The organism is Polaromonas sp., assembly GCF_039930745.1.
GTDB lineage: Bacteria > Pseudomonadota > Gammaproteobacteria > Burkholderiales > Burkholderiaceae_C > Polaromonas.
The window spans coordinates 1-9,370 of sequence record NZ_JBDTTH010000119.1; the positions used below are offsets into that span (position 1 = coordinate 1).

Here is a 9,370-nt window from a genome sequence, read left to right on the forward strand (position 1 = left end):
TGCGCTTCGGGCAACCAGTGCAGTTTTTCGATGCTGCCGCCCAGGCCCACGCCGAAAATCTCTCCACGCCCAAAGGCGATCAGCGAATGCGACAGCTGGTAGCCCTTGCCCATCGAGTACTTGTCACTCCATGGGTCCAGGTAGGCAAAGATGCGCTCGCGGCGCCAGTCGCTGAGCATGACCATCAGCGCAAAGGCGATCACTACCACGGTGGCGATGACAAAAAACATGCGGGCATTCACGCCGCCCAGGAAAAGAATACCCATCGCGATCACCGAAATGACCATGAAGGCGCCCATGTCGGGCTCGGCCAGCAGCAGCAGGCCCACGATGCCGATGGCCACGGCCATGGGCAGGACGGCACGGAAGAAGCGCTCCTTGACTTCCATCTTGCGCACCATGTAGTCAGCGGCGTACAGCAACACTGCAAACTTCGCGAGCTCCGATGGCTGGAAGGTCATGAAGCCCAGCGAAATCCAGCGGCGCGCGCCGTTGACGCCTTTACCGATGAAGGGAATCAACACCAGTATCAGCAACACCAGCGAGACCACAAACAGCCAGGGCGCCACTTTTTCCCATGTCGAAACCGGCACTTGGAAGGTCAGCAGGGCTACGGCAAAGGCCACCCCCAACCACATGGCATGGCGCAGCAGAAAGTGGGTGTGCGCATAGCGCGCGAACTTCGGGTTGTCCGGCATGGCGATGGAGGCGGAGTACACCATCACCAGGCCCCAGACCAGCAAGGCCACCGTGACCCAGATCAGTGCCTGGTCCACGCCCGACATGCGCACCGGCGCCGACGCGGAACGCGATCGGCGCTGGCCGCTCAGTCGCACCGGCAGGCCCTCGGGCGTGCTCCCGCCCAGGCTGGAGAACCAGCCAGAGAGACGGGCGACCGTGCTCATGAGACCACCCCCGCATCCTGCGCGAGCGCCTGGACTGCCTCGCAAAACACCCGTGCACGGTGCGGATAGTTGTCGAACATGTCAAAACTCGCACAGGCGGGGGACATCAACACGGCGTCACCGGTTTGCGCTTGCCGCCTCGCCAGCTCGACGGCGGCCGGCATGGAGTCAGCATCGAGCACGGCCACGCCGGTGCCTTCGAGCGCTGCGCGTATCAAGGGCGCATCGCGCCCGATCAGGACGACTGCGCGCGCATGCTGGCGCACCGGCCCGGCCAGCGGTGAAAAGTCTTGCCCCTTGCCATCGCCCCCGGCAATCAGCACCAGCTTGCGCTCGGCACCCAGGCCGGTCAGGGCCGCCACGGTGGCGCCCACATTGGTGCCCTTGCTGTCGTCGAAATACTCGACGTTGTTGACCACCGCGACGGAGGCCACCCGATGCGGCTCCCCGGTGTATTCGCGCAGGCCATGCAGCATGGACGCCATGCTGCCGCCTGCGGCGCCGGCCAACGCCAGCGCAGCCAGCGCATTGGTGGCGTTGTGGCGCCCGCGGATGCGCAGCGCATCCACCGGCATCAGGCGCTGCACATGCAGCTCCATCTCTTCGTCCTTGTATTGAACGCCGCCGGGCCGCCCCAAGGCGTGAACGGCCCCCCCGGGGGGCAGCGAAGCGTGGGGGCGCTTTTTCTTGATGGTCTCGTCTGCCTCGGCGGCATGCACCAGCCAGGCCATGCCGTTGATGGTTTCGATGCCGAAGTCCCCCGGGCGCTGGGGCATCCCGAGCCCGAAACTCACGTATTCGCGCCACTGCGGCTTTTGCAGCTTCGCGCGCACCGCTGGAATTTTTTGCTCTCCCACGCTTGCCAATGCGTGTGCTGCGCTGCCCCCGAAGGGGGCTCTCGCACCTTGGAGCGGCCCGGCGGTGCTCGGCAGCATGGCCATCACCGCCGGATCATCGCGATTGAGCACCAGCAAACCCTTGCCGCCAAAGATGCGCGCCTTGGCAGCCCCATATGCTTCCATGCTGCCATGCCAGTCCAGGTGATCTTGCGTCAGGTTCAGCACAGTGGCCGCGGTGGGCTCGAAGCCCTGCACGCCGTCGAGCTGGAAGCTGGAGAGTTCCAGCACCCAGACCTCGGGCAGCGTACCTGCATTGAGGTGGGCGGCCAGCGTATCCAGCAGGCCCGGGCCGATGTTGCCCGCCACTGCCACGGTTTTGCCGGCGTGCGCCACCAGGCGGCCGGCGAGCGCCGTCGTTGTCGTCTTGCCGTTCGTCCCGGTGATCGCCAGTACCTTGGGAGCGTAGCCGCGTTGGGCCTGCAGCTCCTGCATGGCGCGGACGAACAGGTCGAGTTCCCCGCCAGCCCACAAGCCGATGGACTGAGCCGCCTGCCAGACCGGAGCGACCGCCTCAGGCGACAGGCCCGGGCTCTTGAAGATGGCGCGGACGTCACTGCCCGCTATCAGGCCGGCCTCGAAGGCGCCGGCACGGAAAGCCACTTGCGGCAACTCCGCCTGCAGCTGTGCCAGCTGGGGAGGGGTCTCGCGGGTATCGGCCACTGTCACGCGCGCGCCCTGACGCACACACCAGCGCGCCATGGCCAGCCCCGAAGCACCCAGCCCCAGAATGAGCACATGCTGGCCGTGCAACGGGGATACCATCAGCTCATCAGAAGGATCGGCGACTGCAGGTGTGCCGTCTTCAGCGTCATCCCGGGCGGTTTCGTCGGCTGATGGCGACGCTTCAGCCGCAGGCTCGACTGGTGCCCCCTGTTCAGGCGCACTCACCTCGGCAAACAATTGCGCCACAAAGGCGGCTGCGTCGCGCGCGGCCGTCAGGGTCTCGGGCAGAGGCTCTGCCCCTCCCTTGCCAGCTCCCTCAGGGCGCACCTGGGCCACTTCTTCCACCGGGGCTTGCGCCAACGGCTCTGCTGGCGGCACATCTCCCGCCAGATCCAGCACAGGGTCAACCGCCGGCGCATGCTCCGGCCTGACCTCCGCTGGAGGCTGTTCGGGCGTATCGCCGGGGTTGAGGGGTTCGTTTTCGTTCATCGTAGTTTCAAGGTCGACAGGCCAACCAGACAGAGCAGCATGGTGATGATCCAAAAGCGCACGACCACCTGCGTTTCCTTCCAGCCGCTTTTCTCAAAATGATGGTGCAGGGGCGCCATCCTGAACAGGCGCCGCCCTTCGCCAAAACGCAGGCGGCTGTACTTGAAATACATCACCTGCAGCATCACCGACAGTGCTTCGACCACAAAAATGCCGCCCATGATCGCCAACACGATTTCCTGGCGCACGATGACCGCGATCGTGCCCAGGGCTGCGCCCAGCGCCAGCGCACCGACGTCGCCCATGAAGACCTGCGCCGGATGGGTGTTGAACCACAAAAAGGCCAGACCGGCACCGGCCATGGCCGAGCAGAAAATCAGCAACTCGCCGGAGCCCGGGATATGCGGAAAGAACAGGTACTTCGAATAAACCGAACTGCCCGTCACATAGGCAAAGACGCCCAGCGCCGAACCCACCATCACCACCGGCATGATGGCGAGCCCGTCCAGGCCATCGGTCAGGTTCACTGCATTGCTCGAGCCGACGATCACCAGGTAGGTCAGCAGTACAAAACCGAACACGCCCAGCGGATAGCTGATTTCCTTGAAGAAAGGCAGCTGCAGGCCGGCCTTGGGCGGCAGGTTCACGTCGAAGCCCGACTGCACCCAGCTGAAAAACAGCTCCAGTACGCGCATGTTGGAGCTCTCGGAAATGCTGAACACCAGGTAAAGCGCTGCGAGCAATCCGATCACGGATTGCCAGAAATATTTCTCCCGCGAGCGCATGCCTTCCGGGTCTTTGTACACAACCTTGCGCCAGTCATCGGCCCAGCCGATGGCGCCAAACCCCAGCGTGACGATCAGCACAATCCAGACGAAGCGATTGCTCAGGTCAAACCACAGCAATGTAGAAATGCCGATGGAAAGCAGAATCAGTACCCCGCCCATGGTCGGGGTTCCGCTTTTGCTCAGATGGGTCTGCATGGCATATTCGCGGATAGGCTGGCCGATCTTGAGACTGATCAGGCGGCGAATCACAAAGGGCCCGGCAAGCAGGCCGATCAACAACGCCGTCAGGGCGGCCATCACGGCGCGAAAAGTCAGATACTGGAATACCCGGAAGTAGCCGAATTCAGGTGTCAGGGTTTGCAGCCATTGGGCCAGGCTAAGCAGCATCTGTTTTCTCCTCTTTTTCTTGTTGTTCAGCGAGCCCGCTGATGGCCTGGACCACACGCTCCATCTTCATGAAGCGTGATCCCTTGACGAGCACGCTGGCTGTCACCGGCAAGGCATGGACGACCGCTGCCTGAAGCGAAGCAAGATCGTCCCCAAAATGCTGGCCGGTGCCAAAGGTCTGCGAAGCATGGATGGACTGCGCGCCCAGGGTAAACAGCTGTTCGATGCCGCACTCACGCGCGTGCACACCAACTTCTGCATGGAAGGCCGGCCCCTGGTCTCCCACCTCGCCCATGTCGCCCAACACTAGAAGCCGCGGGCCGGGCAGTTCAGCAAGCACATCAATGGCAGCACGTACCGAGTCGGGGTTGGCGTTGTAGCTGTCGTCGATCAGCGTGAGTGCACGCCTGCCGACACGCAGGGCCAGTGCCCGCGAGCGGCCCTTGACCGGAACAAAAGCAGACAGGCCGTCCGCGATGGCTGTCAATGGCGCACCCGCGCCCAGCGCGCATGCCGTGGCTGCCAACGCATTCTTGACGTTGTGCCGGCCTGCGATCTGCAGCAAAAAGCCCAGCGAACCCTGCGGCGTCTGCGCTCTGACTTGCCACGCACCCCCCATCCACCGCGCCGACGCTGTCACGTCGGCCACCGCCGATTCGGCAAAGGTCAACACGGCACGAGCGCCGGCAAGTTCCTTCCAGACCGGGGTGTAGGCCTCATCCGCAGGAAACACCGCCACGCCGGACGCGGGCAACGCGGCAATAACAGCGCCATTTTCCCGGGCCACCGCTTCCACGGTGGCCATGAACTCCAGATGTTCGCGCTGCGCATTGTTGACGAGGGCCACAGTGGGCTGGGCCATGGCCGCCAGACTGGCAATCTCGCCGGGATGGTTCATGCCCAGTTCGACCACACCGGCCCGGTGGCTGGCGCGCAAACGCAGCAGGGTCAGCGGCACGCCGATGTCGTTGTTGAAGTTTCCCTCGGTCGCAAAGGCGCCGTCCTGCTTCCATGCGCGCAGGATGGATGCAATCATCTGCGTGACCGTGGTCTTGCCGTTGCTGCCGGTCACGGCAATCATCGGCAAGGTGAACTGCGAGCGCCAGCCCGTAGCGAGCTGGCCCAAGGCCTGCTTCGAGTCAACCACCAGCAGCCCGGGGATTTCGTCCGTCAAGCCACGCTCGGCCAACGCCGCCACCGCACCCTGGCTTCTGGCCTGAGCCAGAAAGTCGTGGGCATCAAAACGCTCGCCCTTGAGCGCAACAAACAGGTCCCCGGGTTGCAGGCTGCGCGTGTCGGTATGCACGCGCTGGAAACGCAGCCCGCCATCCCCGAGCAGCTGCGCCGAAGGCAGCCATTGCAGGGCTTGCTGCAGGCTCATCATGCGTGGTCTCCCTCTGCAAGCTGGCGGCTCGCACCCCGGTTCAGGGCCGCTTCGGCGTGGGACTTGTCGGAAAATGGCTGCCTGACGCCAGCGGTTTCCTGGTAGGTTTCATGGCCTTTTCCCGCGATCAGAATCACGTCGCCGGCTTGAGCCTGGCTCACGGCGAGTGCGATAGCCAGCGCGCGGTCAACCTGCACCTGCACCGCGTCACCTTGCTTGAAGCCCGTCAGAATCTGGCCAATGATGGCCTGAGGATCTTCGCCGCGCGGGTTGTCACTGGTCACCACCACCCGATCTGCATGTTGTTCGGCCACGCGCGCCATCAGCGGGCGCTTGCTGGCGTCGCGCTCGCCGCCGCAGCCAAAAATGCACCAGAGTTTTCCGGCACGCCCACCGGCCACCGGTTTCAGCGCGCCCAGCACCTTCTCGAGCGCATCCGGCGTGTGGGCATAGTCCACCACCACCAGCGGCCGACCGGTCAAGGCAATCGTTTCCATGCGCCCGGGCACCGGCGACAGGTGGGCGCAGGCCTCAACCACGTTCTTCAGGGGCAGGCCAAGCGCGCGCAATGCCGCTATCACCCCGAGCAAGTTGGAAACGTTGTATTGCCCGACCAGTGCCGTCGAGAGCCGGTGGCGTTCATCGCCCTCCACCACATCAAAATCCATTGCATCCACGCCATGGTCAATGGCCTGTGCCTGCAGGCGCGCAGGGCCCAGGCGGGAGACCGTCCAGACATCGAGATCCGAATCACGCAGCGAGATGGCCAGAGCTGCTCCATGTGTGTCGTCGGCGTTGATCACGGCAGCCTTCAGTCCTAACCAGCCAAACAGCCGGGCCTTGGTTTCCCAATAGGCCTGCATGGTGTGGTGGTAGTCGAGGTGGTCCTGCGTGAAATTGGTAAAAATGGCGACGCGTATGTCGGTGGCGTCCAGCCGGTGCTCGGCAATGCCAATTGAAGATGCCTCAAGCGCGCAAGCGACAAAATTCTCATCGGCCCAGCGCTTGAGCTGTTGCTGCAACAGCACCGGATCAGGCGTCGTGAGGCCATTGAAAATCATGGCCCCAGGCTGACCCATGCCCAACGTGCCGACCACGCCGCAGCGCCGGCCCAGCTTGCCCAGTGCTTGCGCCAGCCACCAGGCAGTCGATGTCTTGCCGTTCGTGCCGGTCACGGCCAGCACGTCCAGCTTCTGGCTGGGGTGCTCAAAATACGCAGCGGCAATGGGCGCCGTCGCCATTTTCAGGCCACTGTAGGCAGCCACCCGCTTGTCGGAAAACCCATAGGCATCCACGCCTGCCTGCTCCACCAGGCAGGCCTGCGCGCCCGCGGCCAAAACCCCGGCCACGTATTTGCGCGCGTCGGTGGCAGCACCCGGCCAGGCAATAAAACCATCGCCGGCGGTGACCTTGCGGCTGTCGCTCCACAGCGTGCCGCTCACGCGCTGCTGCAGCCAGCGCGCGGCCTGCTCGGGGGTGTACAGGCGCTCCATCAGAACGACTCCTCCACCGGGTTGGTGACGATCTGTGGCCTGACGGCCATGTCGGGCGGCAGGCCCATCATGCGCAGCGTCTGCTGCACCGTCTCGCTGAAAACCGGCGCCGCGACATCACCGCCAAAATATTTTCCATTGCTGGGCTCGTCAATCATCACCGCCACGACAATGCGCGGTTTTTCTGTTGGCGCAATGCCGACAAAAAAGCCGCGGTATTTCTTGTCCGCGTAACCCTTGCCTTCCTGCTTGTGCGCCGTACCGGTTTTTCCACCCACTGAATACCCCATGGTCTGCGCCTTGGGTGCAGTACCGCCCGGCCCGGTAACCAGGTGCAGCATGTGACGCACAGCAATGGCATTTTTTTCACTGATTACACGCACACCAGCGGCAGGTTCGCCGCTCTTGACCATGCTGACCGGGACCAGGTCACCGTCCCGCGCAAACACGGTATAGGCATGCGCCAGCTGGAACAGCGAGGTAGACAGGCCATAGCCGTAACTCATGGTGGCCTGCTCAATCGGCCGCCATGTCTTGTAAGCGCGCAACCGTCCGCTGACCGCGCCTGGGAAAGGCACTTGCGGCTTCTGGCCAAACCCGACCTGGGTGTACATCTCCCACATCTCGCGAGGCTGCATCTGCATGGCCATCTTCACCGTGCCGACGTTGCTCGACTTCTGGATGATCTGGTTCACGGTGAGCAGGCCCTGTGGGTGCGCATCCGAGATGCTGGAGCCGCCTATGGCCATGCGGCCCGGCGCGGTCTGGATGGTCGTTTCGGGAGTAACCATGCCTTTTTGCAGGGCCAGCGCTGCAATAAAGGGCTTCATGGTCGAGCCGGGTTCAAAGGTATCCGTCAAGGCGCGGTTTCGCAGCTGCGCGCCGCTCAGGCTCTGCCGCCTGCCTGGCGAAAAGCTGGGGTAGTTGGCTAGCGCCAGCACCTCGCCGGTCACGCTGTCCAGCACGACCACACTACCGGCCTTGGCCTTGTGGGCCAGCACCGCATCACGCAACTTCTGGTAGGCGAAGAACTGGATCTTGCTATCGATGGACAGCTGCAGATCCTTGCCGTCCACCGGAGGCACCTGTTCGCGCACGTCTTCCACCACACGGCCCAGGCGATCCTTGATCACCCGGCGCGAACCGGCGTGCCCGGCAAGATCCTGGTTGAATGCCAGCTCCATGCCTTCCTGGCCCCGGTCTTCAACATTGGTAAAGCCCACCACGTGCGCAACGGCCTCGCCTTCCGGGTATTGCCTTTTGTACTCCTTGCGCTGGTAAATGCCCTTGATGCCAAGTGCATGGATTTTTTCACCGACTGGCGCATCCACCTGACGCTTGATCCAGACAAAGGTCTTGTCTTCGTCGGCCAGCTTCTTGTTCAACTCGGCCAGCGGCATGTCCAGCAACTTCGCAAGTTCGGCGAGCTGGGCCTTGCTGGCGTCCACGTCTTCCGGGATCGCCCAGATGCTGGGCGCCGGCACGCTGGATGCCAGGATCAGGCCATTGCGATCCAGAATGCGTCCACGATTGGCCGGCAGCTCCAGGGTACGGGCAAACCGCACCTCTCCCTGACGCTGGAAAAAATCATTGCCGACTACCTGCACAAACGCGGCGCGACCGGCCAGCCCGGCGAAGGTCAGCGCAATGCCGGCCACGATAAGCTTGCTACGCCAGACGGGGGTCTTGCTGGCCAGCAGGGGGCTGGAGGTGTAGCGCACGCTTCTACTCATGAGAGCCACCTGCCGCAGCCGGATTTTTATAGGTGACGTATTGGGTAATGGCCGGCGTCGCCGAACGCATTTGCAGCTTGTCTTTGGAGAGTTGCTCAACACGCAGCGGCGTCGCCTGCGCTCGTTTTTCGACCTGCAAGCGCTCCTTGTCAGACTCGAGCTGGCGGCTCAATGCCGCCGATTTTTCGAGTTCGACGTAAAGACGCCGCGATTCATACTGGGTGTGCACCAGGTAGAGCGCACTGAACAGCACGGCCAGAAGGAGCACGAGATTCAAGCGTGTCATGTCCATGCACCTGGATAACGCTGCGCCGGGGTCTGAGCCGGCACCTCGGTTCGCTCGGCTACCCGCATGACGGCGCTGCGTGCACGGGGGTTGGCCGCGACCTCTTCTGCACCGGGCTTCACACGCTCCAGCGCCTTGAGCCGCATGGCTTTGGGCGCTGCAAAAGGCGCGCGGCGGTCGAACACCTCGCGCGAATGTTCGGCGATGAACTGCTTGACGATGCGATCTTCCAGCGAATGGAAACTGATCACCACCAAACGTCCTCCTGGTTGCAATACTTTCAGTGAAGCCTCTAGCGCCTGTTGCAGCTCTTCAAGCTCGGCGTTGATGAAAATCCGAAAAG

The 9,370-nt window shown here is 63.3% G+C and carries 8 protein-coding genes; all 8 read right to left on the reverse strand.

What is annotated here, in order from left to right; translation table 11 throughout:
• A partial coding sequence (locus ABI660_RS21500; protein WP_348071971.1) for an FtsW/RodA/SpoVE family cell cycle protein occupies positions 1 to 905 on the reverse strand: 905 nt, incomplete at its 3' end.
• On the reverse strand, positions 902 to 2,956 hold the full coding sequence (murD, locus tag ABI660_RS21505; protein WP_348071973.1) for a UDP-N-acetylmuramoyl-L-alanine--D-glutamate ligase: 2,055 nt from the start codon (positions 2,954 to 2,956) through the stop codon (positions 902 to 904). The genes murD and ABI660_RS21500, both read right to left, overlap by 4 nt.
• Positions 2,953 to 4,131, reverse strand: a complete 1,179-nt coding sequence (gene mraY / locus ABI660_RS21510; protein ID WP_348071975.1) for a phospho-N-acetylmuramoyl-pentapeptide-transferase — start codon at positions 4,129 to 4,131, stop codon at positions 2,953 to 2,955. The genes murD and mraY overlap by 4 nt, the downstream gene beginning before the upstream one ends.
• Positions 4,121 to 5,515 carry a UDP-N-acetylmuramoyl-tripeptide--D-alanyl-D-alanine ligase gene (murF, locus tag ABI660_RS21515; RefSeq protein WP_348071977.1) on the reverse strand — a complete coding sequence of 465 codons (1,395 nt, stop codon included), beginning with the start codon at positions 5,513 to 5,515 and terminating at the stop codon, positions 4,121 to 4,123. The genes mraY and murF overlap by 11 nt, the downstream gene beginning before the upstream one ends.
• Positions 5,512 to 7,008 carry a UDP-N-acetylmuramoyl-L-alanyl-D-glutamate--2,6-diaminopimelate ligase gene (locus ABI660_RS21520; RefSeq protein ID WP_348071979.1) on the reverse strand — a complete coding sequence of 499 codons (1,497 nt, stop codon included), beginning with the start codon at positions 7,006 to 7,008 and terminating at the stop codon, positions 5,512 to 5,514. Before ABI660_RS21520 ends, murF begins: the two co-directional genes overlap by 4 nt.
• On the reverse strand, positions 7,008 to 8,741 hold the full coding sequence (locus ABI660_RS21525; protein ID WP_348071981.1) for a penicillin-binding protein 2: 1,734 nt from the start codon (positions 8,739 to 8,741) through the stop codon (positions 7,008 to 7,010). Before ABI660_RS21525 ends, ABI660_RS21520 begins: the two co-directional genes overlap by 1 nt.
• Positions 8,734 to 9,027 (reverse strand): cell division protein FtsL, encoded by a 294-nt coding sequence (ftsL, locus tag ABI660_RS21530; RefSeq protein WP_348071983.1) that lies wholly within the window; start codon positions 9,025 to 9,027, stop codon positions 8,734 to 8,736. Before ftsL ends, ABI660_RS21525 begins: the two co-directional genes overlap by 8 nt.
• Positions 9,024 to 9,370: 16S rRNA (cytosine(1402)-N(4))-methyltransferase (gene mraW / locus ABI660_RS21535; RefSeq protein ID WP_348071985.1), on the reverse strand; the 347-nt coding region annotated here is incomplete at its 5' end. The genes mraW and ftsL, both read right to left, overlap by 4 nt.